This is a genomic window from Streptomyces sp. NPDC050439, assembly GCF_040655335.1.
Lineage (GTDB): Bacteria > Actinomycetota > Actinomycetes > Streptomycetales > Streptomycetaceae > Streptomyces.
Window position 1 is genome coordinate 507,192 of the sequence record NZ_JBFAJT010000007.1, and the last position, 15,211, is coordinate 522,402.

Here is a 15,211-nt window from a genome sequence, read left to right on the forward strand (position 1 = left end):
GGCTCGCGCGGCTGCGGCTGCGGCTAGGGCTGGGGGCGGTGGGGCAGGGGGCGGCGGGCGTCCCGCTGACTCGCTGCGCATCGTGCGGCTCGCGAACTTCGTGGCCCCCTCGTCAGGCGGACTGCGGACCGCGCTGCGGGAGCTGGGGCGCGGTTACCGCGCTGCCGGGCACGAGCCCGTGCTGATCGTGCCCGGCGAGCGGGCCGGCGTCCGCGACACCGACCAGGGCCAGGTCGTGACCCTGCCGGGCACGCTGCTGCCCGGCACCGGCGGCTACCGCGTCCTCATGGACCGACGGAGGGTGGCCCGGGTCCTCGAACGCCTCGCCCCCGACCGCATAGAGGTCTCCGACCGTACGACCCTGCGCTGGACCGGCGCCTGGGCCAGGCACCGCAGGATCCCGGCCGTGATGGTCTCCCACGAGACGGCCCACGGGGTCCTCGGCACCTGGGGCATGCCCCAGGAGATCGCCCTGCGGGCCGCCGACGCCCTCAACTCCCGTACGGCGCACGCCTATGCGCGGGTGGTGTGCACCACGGAGTGGGCCGAGCGCGAGTTCGTCCGCGTGGGGGCGCGCAATGTCGTCCGCGCGCCGCTCGGTGTGGACCTGATGGGCAGCCGTCCGGAGCTGCGTGATCCACGCGTGCGCGCCCGTCACGCGCGCGTGGACGAAATCTTGCTGGCGCTCTGCTCCCGGCTGTCCGTGGAGAAGCGGCCGGGCATGGCGCTCGACGCACTGGAGGCGCTCCGGGGCCGGGGCGTTCCGGCTGTCCTTGTGGTGGCGGGGGACGGGCCGCTGCGGGCCCGTCTCGAACTGCGTGCGCGTGAGCGGCGGTTGCCGGTGACGTTCCTGGGGCACGTCGCGGACCGCGCGGCTCTGGGAGCGCTGCAGGCCACGGCCGACGTCTGCCTCGCGCCGGGCCCCTGCGAGACGTTCGGCCTCGCGGCCCTGGAGTCGCTGGCCTGCGGTACGCCCGTGGTGGCCAGCGCGTCATCGGCGCTGCCGGAGATCGTGGGCGGCGCGGGCGCGGTGGCGAAGGATGACGGCAGGGCGTTCGCGACCGCCGTCCAGACACTCCTCGCCCGCCCCGAGGGGCACCGTAGGGGGACGGCACGCGCGCGTGCGGAGTGTTTCGGGTGGGAGAGGGCGGTTGCGGCGTTCTTGGGGGCGCATGAGGCGGGGGCCGGGGTCGGAGGTCCCTGCGGCGGGTTTGGCGCGCGTGAGGGGGGTGCCCCGTGAAGCCGCTGTGTTTTGTGGCTCTGGGGGATTCCCTCACCGAGGGTGTCGGTGATCCGGTGGAGCGCGGTCTGCGGGGGTGGGCGGCGTTGTTGGCCCGGGGCCTTGCGGTGGGTGAGAGGGAGGTGGGGTTCCACAACCTGGCCGTCAGCGGGGCCCAGACCTCGGACGTGCTGCGGCGCCAGCTCCCCGAGGCGCTGGAGCTGCGGCCCGACCTGGCGTCCGTGATCGTCGGCGTCAACGACACCCTCCGCTGCACGTTCGACATCCGTGGCGTGGCCATGCGCCTCGACGAGATCTACGGAGCCTGCGCCCTGCAAGGCACCCAGCTGCTCACCGCATGCCTCCCGGATCCGGGGGCCATGCTCGGCCTGCCCGGCGCGCTGGCCCGCCCGCTGGCCCGGCGGCAACGCACGGTAAACGCCGTCGTGCACGCGCTGTCCGAGCGATACGGCGCCGTGCACCTGCACCTCGCGGAGGACGAGTGGGTCGCCGACCGCACCCTGTGGAGCGCGGACCGGCTGCACCCCGGCGAGCGAGGCCACCGCCTGGTCGCCGCCCGCTTTCACGCCCTGCTCGCCGCCCGGGGCCTCGCGGCGGGCAGCCCGCCCTCGTGCGAGCCCCAACTGCCCGCGCCCACCCGGTCGGCAAACCTGCTCTGGCTGGCCACGGCGGGCACCGGCTGGGTGGCGCGCAGATGTACCGACCTGTTGCCCCAACTGCTCACGCTCGCCGCCGAGGAGGTACGTCACCAGGCGCGGGGCAACAGCGCCCGGCTCGACCTGAGCGCCGCCCAAGCGATGACGGCGGCCCTCGCCGCGCTGGCTGCGGCCGAGCAGCCGGAGGCGGCGTAAGGGGGGCGCGGAGGGATGTCTCAGCGTCGTGCCGCCGGGATGAATCGGGCCGGCGTCCCGGCACCGGCTGGGTGGTGCGCAGATGGACCGACTTGCTGCCGCAACTGCTCACCCTCGCCGCCGGGGCAGCAGTGCCCGGCTCGATCTGAGTGTCGCGCACGCGGTGTTGGCGGTGGCGGAGGTGGCGTAGGAGAGTCGCGGAAGGGGGCTTCTCAGCGTCGTGCCGCCGGGATGAATCGGATCGGCGTTCCCGGCACGGGTTGGGTGGTGCGCAGATCCAGCGACTTGCTGCCGCAGCTGCTCACCCTCGCTGCCGGGGGGAGCAGTGCCCGGCTCGATCTGAGTGTCGCGCACGCGATGTTGGCGGCGCCGGAGGCGGCGGAAGGGGGCGCCTCAGTGTCGTGCCGCCGGGATGAAGCGGACCGGCGTTCCCGGTACTGGCTGGGTGGCGCGCAGATGCACCAGCCTGTTGCCCCGACTGCTCACTCTCGCCGCGCTGACCGCGGCCGAGCTGCCGGAGGCGGCGTTGAGGGGATGCCTCAGCGTCGTGCCGCCGGGACGAAGCGGATCGGCGTTCCCGGTACCGCTTGTGCCGCGTCGGACAGGTCGGCCTCTCTGACCACCGCGATCACCGGGTAGCCCCCGGTGGTCGGGTGGTCGGCGAGGAACACCACGGGGCGCCCGTCCGGCGGCACTTGGACGGCGCCGAGGACCATGCCCTCGCTGGGGAGCTCGCCGGTGAGCTCCCGCTCCAGGGAGGGGCCTTCGGTGCGCAGGCCGATGCGGTTGCTCGCCGAGGACACCCGGTACGCGCGCGTGGTCAGCGTGCGCAGGGCCGCGGGGGTGAACCAGTCGGCGCGCGGACCCGGCGTCACCCTGAGGATCAGCTCGCGGGGCGGCGCGGGGTGCGGAACGGTGTCCACGCGCGCGTGGGGCCCGGCAGCCACCCCCAGCGGGATGACGGCGCCGTCCGCGAGCGGGGAAGGGCCGAGCCCGGAGAGCAGGTCGGTGGAGCGGCTGGCGAGGACCGGTTCGACGGCCACGCCGCCACTGAACGCGACATAGCTACGTACTCCGGAGACGGCCGCCGAGACGTCGAGCAGCGCACCGGCCGGCACCCGCACGGGCGCGCCCCATGCCACAGGTCGGCCGTCGACCGTCACCGCGCAGGGCGCCCCCACGACCGCCACCGTCACCGCGCAACGCGGCCGCACGGAGCAGCCGTTGAGCGTGGTCTCCAGGACGGCGGCGTCGGACGGGTTGCCGACGAGGCGGTTGGCGAGGCGGGCCGCGGCCGGATCGAGGGCCCCGGAGCGCGGCACCCCGAGGTGCGCGTGCCCGGGGCGGCCCTGATCCTGCACGGTGGTCAGCGCCCCGGCCCGTACGACGGCGAAAGCACGGTCGGTCATCGTGCCTCCGAGCCATGGACGAGAGGGGCGGGAACGAAGCGCACCCGTACCCCGGGGGCGAGCAGCGCGGCAGGCACGCGCGCGTGATCCCACAGCACCGCGTCGGTCGTGCCGATCAACTGCCAGCCGCCCGGCGAGGAGCGCGGATACATCCCGGTGTACGGACCCGCGAGGGCGACGCTGCCGGCCGGGACACTCGTACGCGGTGTGGCCCGGCGAGGCACGTCATAGCGCTCCGGAAGACCGGTGAGATAGCCGAAGCCGGGCGCGAACCCGCAGAAGGCGACCCGGAATTCGGTGGCCGCGTGGATGCGCGCCACCTCGGCCACCGGCACCCCCCAGTGCGCTGCCACATCGGCCAGATCGGGCCCGTCGTAGCGGACCGGGATCTCCCGGACGTCCTCCGCCCGCGATGACAGCGGTGGTACCTCCAGGGCGGCGAGCTCGGCGCCGACGCGGACGGGGTCGTCGAGGCCGTCCAGGAGCACCGTGCGGGCCGCGGGCACGATCTCCCGTACGCGGATCAGGCCCGCGGCCCTGCGGCGCAGCAACTCGGCGTGGAGGGCCTGCGCCTCGTCGCCGTCGGCGAGTTCCACGAGCAGCGCGAGATCGCCGACCGGAAGCACCCTCACGCGAAGGCCTCCACCCGCACGCCCGCACCCTCGAGTCGCGCCCGAACCTGCCGGGCGAGGGCCACCGCTCCCGGGGTGTCGCCGTGCAGGCACAGCGAGCGCGCGCGGACGCCGATCCGCCGGCCGTCCAGAGCGGTGACGGACCCGGACCGGGCCATGCCCTCGGAGCGGTCGACGACGACATCCGCCTCCGTGATGACGGCGCCCTCGGTGCCGCGCGGCACGAGCGTCCCCTCCGGGGTGTACGCGCGGTCCGCGAACGCCTCGGTGACGACCGGCAGTCCGGCCTTGCCGGCCACTTCGAGGAAGCGCGATCCCGGCAGCCCGAGGACAGGCAGCGTGTCATCCGCGAGGAGGACCCCGTCGACGACGGCGTGGGCCTGTTCCTCGTCGTGGACGACGCGGTTGTAGAGCGCGCCGTGCGGCTTCACATAGGACACGCGCGTACCCGCCGCCCGCGCGAAGACCTCCAGGGCGCCGATCTGGTAAGCCACTTCGGCCGCCAGTTCGTCGGCGGGCACGTCCATGGAGCGGCGCCCGAAGCCCGCCAGGTCACGGTAGGAGACCTGGGCGCCGATCCGTACGCCGCGCGCGGCGGCCTGTTCGCACACGCGGCGCATGGTGGCCGCGTCCCCGGCGTGGAAACCGCAGGCCACATTGGCGCTGGTGACGACGGAGAGCAGCTCTTCGTCGTCGGTCAGGCGCCAGCGGCCGAAGCCCTCACCGAGGTCGGCGTTGAGATCGATCACGGCGTCGATCGAGGCTTCCGTCATCTACGTAGGTCTCCTGTTTCCGTTCGGCGGCCGCTCAGGCCACCCGGTACTGCTCGTCGCGGGCGTCGGTGACGAACATCTGGCCCGGCGCGTGCGTGATCGCGAACGGCGGGCGCGAGGCCATCACCGCCGCCTGGGGTGTCACCCCGCATGCCCAGAACACCGGGATGTCACCGGGCTCGGCGGCCACCGGATCACCGAAGTCGGGCCGGGTCAGGTCGTCGATGCCGAGCCCCGCGGGGTCCCCGCAGTGCACCGGACCGCCGTGCACCGCGGGCAGCAGCGAGGTCTCCCTGATCGCCGCCGAGAGATGCTCGGGCGGAACATGCCGCATCGACACCACCATGGGGCCGTGCAGGCGGCCCGCCGGGCGGCAGGGGCGCGTGGTCACGTACATGGAGACGTTGCGGCCCTGGTCGACATGGCGCATCGGGACGCCGGACTCCGTCAGCGCCCATTCGAAGGTGAAGCTGCAGCCGATGAGGAACGACACCAGGTCGTCCCGCCAGTGCTCGACCACGTCCGTCGGCTCGTCGGCCAACTCGCCGTCCCGCCACACCCGGTAGCGCGGCAGATCGGTCCGCAGATCGGCGCCGGGCGCGAGGGGCGTGGTCCAGGAGCCCGCGTCCGTGACGTCGAGCACCGGGCACGGCTTCGGGTTGCGCTGGCAGAACAGCAGCATGTCGTACGCCCAGTCGGCGGGCACGGCGATCAGATTGGCCTGGGTGTGGCCGGCCGCCCAGCCCGCTGTCGGGCCGCTCGTGCCCGCGCGAAAGAGCGCGCGGGCCTCCGCGGGGCTGTGCGAAGCGGTGACCGAGGGGCTCATGTCAGCTCCTTCCCGCGCGTCTCGGGCAGTCCGAAGAGCGCGAGCACGGCGATGGCGTAGCCCAGCGCGCCGAAGACCAGCGCGCCGCCCACGCCCCAGCTGTCGGCCATGAAACCGACCATGGTGGGGAACACGGCGCCCACGGCGCGTCCGGTGTTGTACGTGAAGCCCTGCCCCGTGCCGCGCACGGCTGCCGGGTAGAGCTCGCTGAGGAACGAGCCGAAGCCGCTGAAAATGGCCGACATACAGAAGCCGAGCGGGAAACCGAGCACAAGGAGAAGGCCGTTGGCCCCGTCCGGGATGTTCGTGTAGGCCAGGATGCTGGCCGCGGAGAGGAACGCGAAGAGCGTGATGTTGCGTTTGCGGCCGAGGATGTCGGTGAGATAGCCACCGGCCAGATATCCGATGAAGGCACCCGAGATCAGGAACGCGAGATACCCGCCCGTGCCGACCACCGTGAGGCCGCGCTCGGTCTTCAGGTACGTGGGCACCCAGGTGGCGAGCGTGTAGTAGCCGCCCTGCACGCCGGTGGAGAGCAGCACCGCGAAGAGCGTGATGCGCAGCAGGCCCGGCTTGAAGATCGCGGTGAACGACCCCTTGTGCGCGCTCTTCTCGCGCTCCTCGGCCGCCTCCGGGGCGTCGTGCACGTTGCGGCGCACGTAGACGACGAGGAGGGCGGGCAGCGCCCCGGTCCAGAACATCACGCGCCAGGCGATGTCCTCGTCGAGGAACTGGAACACCAGGGTGTAGACGATCACGGCGAGCGCCCAGCCGATCGCCCAGGAGCTCTGGATCGCGCCGAGCGTGCGGCCGCGGTTCTTGGCGGTGGCGTACTCGGCGACCAGGATCGCGCCGACCGCCCACTCGCCGCCGAAACCGAGGCCCTGGAGGGCGCGGAAGACGAGCAGCGTCTCGTAGTTGGGCGCGAAGCCGCAGGCGACGGTGAAGACGGCGTACGTGATGACCGTGATCATCAGCGCCTTGACCCGGCCGATCCGGTCCGCGACCACCCCGGCGATCGCGCCGCCGATGGCGGAGACGACCAGGGTGACCGTGGTGAGCAGGCCCGTCTGACCGCTGTCCAGGCCGTAGTACGCGGCGATCGCGACCATGCTCAGCGGCAGCGTGAAGTAGTCGTAGGAGTCGAGGGCGTAACCGCCGAAGGCGCCCGCGAAGGCGCGGCGGCCGCGCGGGCCGAGGGCGCGCAGCCAGCCGAACGCGCCGCTGTCGTCAGTGTCGTTGGCGGGGTCGCCGTCCGCGGGGCGGGTGTCGGTCGACAGGGGCTGGGGCGGTGGGGGTGTGCTCATGGGCACCTCGCAGGAGGGGGGACTGTGCCGTGCCCGCCAAGGTAGAGGATCGTTGAACGATCCCTCAATACCCATGTTGTCTCGTTCTTGTATCTGCGATTGAATCCGGGCATGGCTGAGGGAATGGCTGACCCGAGCGGACTGGCCGACGACCGTGCGCTCCTGGGGCGCTCCAGTACCGCGGAGCGGGTGTCGGACATCCTCCGGAGCCGCATCGCCGAGGGGTACTTCCCGCCGGGAGTGCGCCTGTCGGAGGACAGCATCGGCGGCGCGCTCGGCGTCTCGCGCAACACGTTGCGCGAGGCCTTCCGTCTCCTCACGCACGAACGACTGCTGGTCCACCAGCTCAACCGCGGGGTATTTGTCCGAGTTCTCACCATCGAGGACGTAGAGGACATTTACCGCACTCGGCGCCTCGTGGAATGTGCCGTCGTCCGCGGACTCGGCGATCCGCCCTTCGTCCTCGACGGTCTCGCGAGCGCCGTCGCGGACGGCACGAAGGCCGCCCGCGAGCGCAAGTGGAAGGGCGTCTCCACCGCCAACATCCACTTCCACCGGGAGCTGGTCGCGCTCGCCGGAAGCGCCCGCACCGACGAGGTGATGCGCAGCGTCTTCGCCGAACTCCGCCTGGCCTTCCACGTGGTGGACGATCCGCGCCGGCTGCACGAGCCCTACCTCGCGCGCAACCGGCAGATACTGCAGACCCTGCAGGAGGGCGACGCCGCGGAGGCCGAGCGGCTGCTCGCGGTCTACCTGGACGACTCGCTGCGCGGCCTCGTCGAGGTCTACGGCAGCCGCGTCGCGCAGGGCGAGCGGACGGGCGGCTGAGCCCCCGGCGGGCCGCCGAGGGGCGTTGCCAGATCTGCGCCGTTTCGACCGTTGTCAGACCGAGGATCTAGTCTGTGCAGCGTGACTTCGCCTGCCGTTACGGACACCGCTCCGCCCCAGCTCAGCGCGGGGCCGAGGCCCGCTCTGGGCCCGGCCGCCGACGAGGGCCTGGCGCGGCGGCTCCGCGCGCTCGCCTGCACGGCGCCGCTGCACGACCTGGACGTGCGCAAGGCCAACCTCGCGGGCGAGTATTCGGTGTACGCGATGGCGGAGGTGGCCCTCTCCGCCATCGACCTCGTCACCCTGAACATGGACTTCGACACCGGCGCCGACCACGAGCAGATCGTGGCCAGGCTGCTGCCGCGCGTCGGGGCCCAGGCCCCCCGCCGCCCGGTGGCCGAGCACGAGCGCGTGGCCCGCTGGGTCCTGGAGAACCTGATCAACGTCGGCAGCGTCGACCGCGGCTTCCGCGCCGTGTACGGCACGTTCGCGCCCGACGGCACCTATGTGCGCAGGGACTACGACTTCAAGCTGATCGAAGAAGTGCCCGGGTACGGGGGCGGTGTCTACCTCCGCACGACGGACGAGGCGGTCAACGTCCTGGTGGGCGCCCTCGACACCGACGTCACCAGCGCCCAGATCGCCGCTGAGGTGAAGCTGGAGGTACTCATCAGCCGCGGCCGTCTCGCCGACGCCCAGCTCGCCGCCGAGCAGGCCCGCTATCGGACCGTGCAGTACTCGGAAACGCTCCGCAGGGCCCTGGACGCCACCCGGCGCAACGTCCGCGCGGTCGACTGGCTCCAAGCCGTCCCCGACATGATCGCGGAGGCGCTCGACCACGTCGCCGACCGCTACCGTCACGAGAACGCGATCCTGACGAACATCCGCAAGGCACGCGACGAGTCCGAGGACCCCGAGCAGAAGCGCCGCGCCGCCGAGCTGGTCGACATCGTCAAGGACTGCATCCGCCGCCACACACAGCTGCAGTCGCGGCTCCTCGAAGCGGGCCCGCTGTTCCGCGCCGAGCAGGACCGCCAGGCCTTCGCTGCCCCCACCACCCGCACCGGTCTTGATCTGTACGGCCAGCTCGTCGCCCCCCTCCTGCCCCTCCCGGTCGAGCAGGCGAGCCGCGTGACGGGCGCGTTCTTCGCGCGCGGCACGGGGCTGCGCACCCCCGTGTCCGTCCGCGTCGGCGACCTCGTGGACATACTGCTCACGCCGCCGCAGGAGCGGGAGCACCTGGGCATGGAGATGCCCGAGCCCGACCTCATCGCCACCCCCGACGACAGCCGCTTCAGCGAGGGACAGCTCGCCGACGCCATGGAGCTGCTCGACCTGCCCGCCGACGCGCCGAGGCGCCTCTCCGGGCTGCTCGCCGACGCGCGCCGGCGCGACACCGAACTGCCCTATCTGGTCGCCCTCCTCGCCGTCCACGCGGCAAGCCCGCCGGTCGGCACCGCCTACCGCCAGGGCGAGGAGAAGCTCCTGTTCGCCGTGGACGACGGCGCCCAGCTCGACGACCCGGAGTTCGGCGGCGCCGACCTCATCGTGGGCACGGTGCTGCTCGACGCCGCCGGCATGGCGGCCGGCCGGACGGAGGGCGCGTGAACCCTCCCGAGACGCTCGTGAGCACCCCCGAATCGCTCATGAGCACCCCCGACCCCCGCCACCCTCTCCCGTACCACCGCCGCAAGGAGCACAAGCCGTGACCGAGCACCCCGCAGAGCACGCCGCGTGGGGCGAGCCGGACGCGACGGCGCCCCCCGCGGCGACCGCCCCCATCACTCCGGCCGACGCCGCCGACGCCGCACGCCTCGTCGCCTTCGGGCTCCAGCCCAAGCTCCAGCCCGCCCGCGACCAGGAGTACGCCGAACTGCTGCGCAGGTACCGCGAGGACCCGCCCTTCGCGCGGCTCGCCGACGCCGTCGCCGCCGGACTCGGTCTCGTCGTCCTGGAGGTGTCCCCGCGCGCGGGGATGGCCGTGACGGCCGCCGAGGACTCCGTGTTCGCCGTCCGCATGGGCGACTACGCCCGCCGTACGGCCGCCGACTCCACCGACCGCTTCCTGCACGGTCTGGCCCATCTCGCCGTCGCCGCCCTGGCGTTCCCGCGCCCCGAGGACCTCGCCGACGACGGCTACATCGGCCGCGTCACGGTCAACGGCGTGGACGCCTTCGTACGGCAGGCCTGCCACCGCCTGGAGGAGCGCGCCGAGGAGCAGGGCGAGAACTCGGACCCGGCCACCGACGCCCCCGGTCTGGAGGCGGCCTGGCGGATCTGGGCGCGGCGCAGCTCGACGGGCGCCACCAAGGACGCCCGACGCCTGGCCGGATCGACCACCGGGATCATCGGCAAGGCCGTCGCGTTCCTCACCGACTCCGGGTTCCTGCAGCGCACGGGCGACGACTCCGGGGGCACATACCGCACCACGGCCCGCTATCAGCTGCAGGTGCGCGACATGGCGGGCGGCGCCGCCATGGCCGAACTCCTCGAACTGGGCATCGTGCCCGTCACGGACGGGTCCGCGACGCTGCTGCCTCCCGAAGAGACCGACGATCTGGAGCTGGCCGCCGACGCGGGGCTGCCCTTCCACTCCTGACGTCTCTCGCCCCGCCCCCCCACCTTCCCGCTGTTCCCCACGACTTACGACGAGAGTCCGCCGCCATGTACGAGCTGTCCCGGGTCCGCCTCTACTCCATCGGCCCAGCCGGTGCGCGCTACGCCGACACCGTGCTTGACCTGCGCGGCGTCGGCGCGGAGGTGCCCGACCCCGCGCCCGCCCAGGCGGAGTTCTTCGAGGACGAGCCCGTCGGCCCGCCGCGCCGCCCCGCGCCCGCGGGCGTGCTCTTCCTGGAGAACGGCGGCGGCAAGTCCGTCCTGCTCAAGCTGATCTTCTCGGTGATGCTGCCGGGCCACCGCAACACCCTGGGCGGCGCGAGCTCCGGAGTGCTGCGCAAGTTCCTGCTCGCCGACGACTGCGGGCACGTCGCCCTGGAGTGGCAGCACACCCTGACCGGCGAGTGCGTCGTCGTCGGCAAGGTCAGCGAGTGGCGCGGTCGGCAGGTCTCCAACGACCCGCGGAAGTTCGCCGAGGCGTGGTACTCCTTCCGGCCGGGCCCCGGCATGAGCCTGGACTCGCTGCCGGTCGCCGAGTCCACCGCCGTACGCCCCTCCGCGGAAGGCGCTTCGGGTGCCCAGGGGCGGCGGCGCACCATGAAGGGCTTCCGTGACGCGCTGACCGAGGCGGGCAAGGCGTACCCCCACCTCGAGGTGCACTGGGAGGAGATCCACGACCGCTGGAACGAACACCTCGGCGACCTGGGCCTCGACCCCGAACTCTTCCGCTACCAGCGCGAGATGAACGCCGACGAGGGCGAGGCCGCGGGCCTCTTCGCCGTCAAGAAGGACTCCGACTTCACCGACCTGCTGCTGCGCGCCGTCACGGACACCCGCGACACGGACGGCCTCGCCGACCTCGTGCACGGCTTCGGCAACAAGCTGGGCCGCCGCTCCGAACTCATCGCCGAGCGGGACTTCACCGCGGGCTCCGTCGACCTGCTCGGCCGCATCGTCGACGCCGCCGACACCCGGTCACGCGCGCGCGACGTGCACGCGGGAGCCGAGCGGCGCACCCGCACGCTCGCCCGCCGCCTCTCCGCGCGCGCCGTCGCCGAGCGGAACAAGGCGGGGGAGCTCGCCGAGCGGGTCACCGCCGCCGCGCAGACCGTCACCACGGCAGAGGAAGCACGCGGCAGGTCCGCCTTGATCTCCGCCGAACTAGCCTTCCGGCACGCCTCCTTGGCGCTCACCGTCGCGGAGAAGGCCGCCGCCGCCCAGCGCCGCGAGCTGGCCGACGCGCGTCAGCTGCACTCCGCCTGGCAGGCGGCCGAGGCCGTTCTGCGCCACCGTGCGGCCGCCGACCGCTCCGCGCGCGTGGCCTCCGCGATCCTGGAGGCCGAGCGGGACGCGGCGCCCGCCCTCGCCGCCCGCTCCAAGGCGGCGGCCGATCTCGTCCGTGTGCTGCACACCGCGGCCGAGGGCGCCGAATCGCTCGCGAACGAGGAGGAGGAGCGCTCGGCCGCGCTCCAGGAGACCGGCGAGGCCGCCCACCGCGACGCGACCGTCGCCGCGACCGAGGCGCAGCGCGCCCGCAGCGAGGCCGGACACCTCCGTCAGCGCCTCTCCGAAGTCGAGCAGGAGACCGCGGAGGCCGTCCGCGCGGGCTGGCTCGACGACACCGCGCCGGACGCCGACCCGGCGCGCGCCGCACTGGCCGCGAGCGACGCCGAGAAGAGCGCGGCGGCCGCCTGGGACACCGCCCGCGAGACCTCCCTGCGCGCCGCCGAGCACGCCAAGGAGGCAGCCGCGGCGGAGGCCCGCGCCGAACTCACCGCGGCCCGCGCGTCGGACGCCGCCGACGCGGCCGAGCACGCGTACGACGCGGAGCGCAGGGCGGCGGAGTCGATCGCCGGGGACGAGCGCCTCGCCGAGCTGCTCGGCCTGCCCGGGGCGAGCTCCCAGGGCGGGGTTCCGCAGCCTCGCCAGGGGGCCGCGGAGACAGGCAACAGCGCTGACCGGGAGGACGAGGCGGGCACCCGCACCTCGACCGACGGCGCGCTCTCCCTCACCGAACTGGACCGCGGCGCCGACGACCTCCGCACCCTCCTGGAGGACGGGGTCGCGTCCGCCGAGCGGCAGCTCTTCGAGCTGCGGACCGCCGCCGCAGACGACTCCCGCATCCTGGGCGCACTCGGCGACGGCGGGCTTCTTCCGCCGGGGCCCGACGTCCTGGCCACCGTCGAGTTCCTCGGCGAGCACGGCATCCCCGCGCTGCCCGGCTGGCGCTACCTCGCGCAGGCCGTCGACCCCGCCGACCACGCGCGCGTGCTCGCCGCCAGGCCCGAACTGGTCGACGGCGTCGTCATCACCGACCCCGCCACGCACGCACGGGCCCGCGAGGCGCTCGCCGGCGCCGCCCTGCTGCCCCGCTCCGCCGTGGCCGTGGGCACCGCTGCCGCCCTCCTCGCGCCGACCCCCGGCGAGGACGCACAGGGCGGCGACGTCTTCCTCGTGCCGCCGAACCCCGCCATGCACGACGAGCACGCCGCCGACGAGGAGCGGCAGGCGCTCCGCACGCGGGCGGCACGGCGCGACGAGGAGATCCGGACGCTCGCCGCGCGCCTCACCAAGGACCGCGAGCTCGCCGCGCGGCTCACCTCCTGGCGCGCCGGCTGCCCCGCCGGACGCATCGAAGAGCTCGCCACCGCCGCACGCAGCGCCCGCGCCTTCGCCGAAGAGGCCGAGGCCGAACTCGCCGAGGCCCGCACGGTCCGGGCCGAGGCCGACGAGACGGCGGCCGAAGCGGCACGCGCGCGTGACGAGCGGCAGGAGGCCGCCCAGCGCGCGCGGCGCGTCGCCGACGCACTCGCCGGCCTCGCGTTCCGCCTGCGCGAGCGCGCGGGCTGGCAGACCAAGCTGCGCGAACTGGCCGATGACGCCGTGGAGTCGGAGGCCCGCGCCCAGACCTGCCTGGACCGCGCCCGCGCCGCCGACGAGGACCGGCGCGCCGCCCAGCGTGCCGCCGACGACGCCCGCCGCACCGCCCGAGCCCTGCGCGCCGAGCGCGCCGAGATCGCGGGCGCACCGGAGGACCTGCCGGAGGCCCCCAAGGACACAGCTGCCCCCAAGTCGTCGCTGCCCGCCCTCCGCGAGGCCTACCGCGCGGCCTCGCAGCTCTACGAGAAGGTCGGCGTCGGCGCCGACCTGCGCGCCGAACAGGCCCGCGCCGAGAGCGACGAGAGCGGCGCCCTCGCCGATCTCGACCGGCTCAGCAACAAGGTCCGCACCCGCGCCGCCCTGCTCCTGGAAGGCACGGACGGCTCCGACGGCCCCTCCCGGCAGGCCGCGTCCGCGCGCGCCGAGGCCCAGGTCCAGCTCATCGAGACCCGTGCCTCCGCCGCGAGCGAGCAGCTCGGCAGGCTCCGCGGCGAGGCCGAGCGCCTCGCCCCGCAGGACGACGCCGAGGCGCACACCGAGCTCCCCGAAGACCTGGTCCCCGCCGACGCCGAGCAGGCCCAGGCCCTGCTGCGCACCGCCACCGGTGAACTGGCCGCCCACACCGAGGCGCTGAGCCAGGCCAAGGACGCGCACGCCACCCTCCTGCACGCCCACCGCGCCACCGAGGACGCCGCCGGCGGCTTCGACGAGACCGCGGCCCTCCTGCGGGACCTCCTGCGCGAGCAGCACCAGGAGGAGGAGACCGCCGAAGAGCCCGAGCCCTACCCCGGCTCCCTCGAAGAGGCCCGGCAGTCCGCGTCGGAGGCCCGGCGTTCCCTGCGCGGCTGCGCCGCCGACCTCTCCACCGCCGAGGCCGCGGTCCGCGAGGCCAGCGACATCCTCGTACGGCACGCGAACTCCACCCGCTACGAGCAGGTGCGCACCCCCGCACGCCAGCAGATCCGCGAACTGCCCGCATCCGCGCTGCCGGAGCACGCCAAGAAGTGGGCCGACGCCTTCGCGCCCCGGCTGCGGGTGCTCACCGACGAGCTGGAGCAGCTGGAGCGCAACCGCGACAGCATCGTGGACCGCCTGCGCGGCCTCGTGGAGTCCTCCCTCGCCACGCTCCGCTCCGCGCAGCGCCTCTCCCAGCTGCCCGAAGGCCTGGGGGAGTGGTCGGGCCAGGAGTTCCTGCGCGTCCGCTTCGAGGAGCCCGACCAGGCGACGCTGACCGAACGCCTCGGCGAGGTCATCGACGAGGCCACGCGGGCCGCGGTCAAGAAGAACTCCGACATGCGGCGGGACGGCATGTCCCTGCTCCTGCGCGGAGTCCAGGCCGCCCTCGAACCGCGGGGCATCGCCGTCGAGATCCTCAAGCCGGACGCCGTGCTGCGCGCCGAGCGGGTGCCGGTCGGCCAGATGGGCGACGTCTTCTCCGGCGGGCAGCTGCTCACCGCGGCCATCGCCCTGTACTGCACGATGGCCGCCCTGCGCAGCAACGACCGGGGCCGCGACAAGCACCGGCACGCCGGCACGCTCTTCCTCGACAACCCCATCGGCCGCGCCAACGCCACGTACCTCCTGGAGCTCCAGCGGGCCGTCTCGGACGCGCTCGGCGTGCAGCTGCTCTACACCACCGGCCTGTTCGACACGACGGCGCTCGCGGAGTTCCCGCTGGTCATCCGGTTGCGGAACGACGCGGACCTGCGCGCGGGCCTGAAGTACATCAGCGTCGAGGAACACCTGCGGCCGGGGCTGCCGCAGCAGGACCCGGGCGAGGAGACGGTGCACGGGGAGATCACGGCGACGCGCATGTACAAGCGCCCGGCGCCGACGCCTTGATCAGTCC

General features: G+C 73.9%; 11 protein-coding genes and 1 pseudogene. 7 read left to right on the top strand and 5 right to left on the bottom strand.

Annotation, left to right across the window (positions count from 1 at the left end; all coding sequences use genetic code 11):
• The first annotated feature begins 73 nt into the window (after nt 1–73).
• The 3 genes and pseudogenes from AB0I66_RS30185 to AB0I66_RS30195 all read left to right on the top strand — a co-directional run.
• Nucleotides 74–1,240, top strand: a complete 1,167-nt coding sequence (locus AB0I66_RS30185) for a glycosyltransferase (protein ID WP_363211161.1) — start codon at nt 74–76, stop codon at nt 1,238–1,240.
• Nucleotides 1,237–2,091: an SGNH/GDSL hydrolase family protein gene (locus AB0I66_RS30190; RefSeq protein WP_363211092.1), complete on the top strand. Its 855-nt coding sequence runs from the start codon at nt 1,237–1,239 to the stop codon at nt 2,089–2,091. The genes AB0I66_RS30185 and AB0I66_RS30190 overlap by 4 nt, the downstream gene beginning before the upstream one ends.
• A 252-nt stretch (nt 2,092–2,343) precedes the next feature.
• Nucleotides 2,344–2,730 (top strand): annotated as a pseudogene (locus tag AB0I66_RS30195) (hypothetical protein); the annotation flags it as partial.
• Here the strand turns inward: AB0I66_RS30195 and AB0I66_RS30200 are convergent.
• From AB0I66_RS30200 to AB0I66_RS30220, 5 genes are read right to left on the bottom strand one after another with little or no spacing between them, the layout of a single operon-like run.
• Entirely contained in the window at nt 2,631–3,500 is an 870-nt protein-coding gene (locus AB0I66_RS30200; RefSeq protein ID WP_363211093.1) for a biotin-dependent carboxyltransferase family protein, read from the bottom strand. The pseudogene AB0I66_RS30195 and the gene AB0I66_RS30200 overlap by 100 nt on opposite strands.
• On the bottom strand, nt 3,497–4,132 hold the full coding sequence (locus tag AB0I66_RS30205; protein ID WP_363211094.1) for an allophanate hydrolase subunit 1: 636 nt from the start codon (nt 4,130–4,132) through the stop codon (nt 3,497–3,499). The genes AB0I66_RS30200 and AB0I66_RS30205 overlap by 4 nt, the downstream gene beginning before the upstream one ends.
• Nucleotides 4,129–4,905, bottom strand: a complete 777-nt coding sequence (locus AB0I66_RS30210) for a 5-oxoprolinase subunit PxpA (RefSeq protein WP_363211095.1) — start codon at nt 4,903–4,905, stop codon at nt 4,129–4,131. Before AB0I66_RS30210 ends, AB0I66_RS30205 begins: the two co-directional genes overlap by 4 nt.
• A gap of 34 nt (nt 4,906–4,939) precedes the next feature.
• A complete protein-coding gene (locus tag AB0I66_RS30215) occupies nt 4,940–5,731 on the bottom strand; it encodes a putative hydro-lyase (RefSeq protein WP_363211096.1) in 792 nt (263 codons plus the stop codon).
• A complete protein-coding gene (locus tag AB0I66_RS30220; RefSeq protein ID WP_363211097.1) occupies nt 5,728–7,038 on the bottom strand; it encodes an MFS transporter in 1,311 nt (436 codons plus the stop codon). Before AB0I66_RS30220 ends, AB0I66_RS30215 begins: the two co-directional genes overlap by 4 nt.
• A 111-nt stretch (nt 7,039–7,149) precedes the next feature.
• On the opposite strand from AB0I66_RS30220, the gene AB0I66_RS30225 reads away from it, so the two are divergent.
• From AB0I66_RS30225 to AB0I66_RS30240, 4 genes are all read left to right on the top strand, one after another.
• Nucleotides 7,150–7,866, top strand: a complete 717-nt coding sequence (locus tag AB0I66_RS30225) for a GntR family transcriptional regulator (RefSeq protein WP_363211098.1) — start codon at nt 7,150–7,152, stop codon at nt 7,864–7,866.
• A gap of 81 nt (nt 7,867–7,947) precedes the next feature.
• Complete coding sequence (locus AB0I66_RS30230) at nt 7,948–9,474, top strand: hypothetical protein (RefSeq protein WP_363211099.1); 1,527 nt, start codon at nt 7,948–7,950, stop codon at nt 9,472–9,474.
• Nucleotides 9,475–9,571: 97 nt separating this feature from the next.
• Nucleotides 9,572–10,465, top strand: a complete 894-nt coding sequence (locus AB0I66_RS30235) for a hypothetical protein (protein WP_363211100.1) — start codon at nt 9,572–9,574, stop codon at nt 10,463–10,465.
• Between the two features lie 65 nt (nt 10,466–10,530).
• The gene (locus AB0I66_RS30240) at nt 10,531–15,204 is read left to right on the top strand and encodes a hypothetical protein (RefSeq protein WP_363211101.1); all 4,674 of its coding nucleotides are present in this window, start codon (nt 10,531–10,533) and stop codon (nt 15,202–15,204) included.
• Nucleotides 15,205–15,211 lie beyond the last annotated feature (7 nt).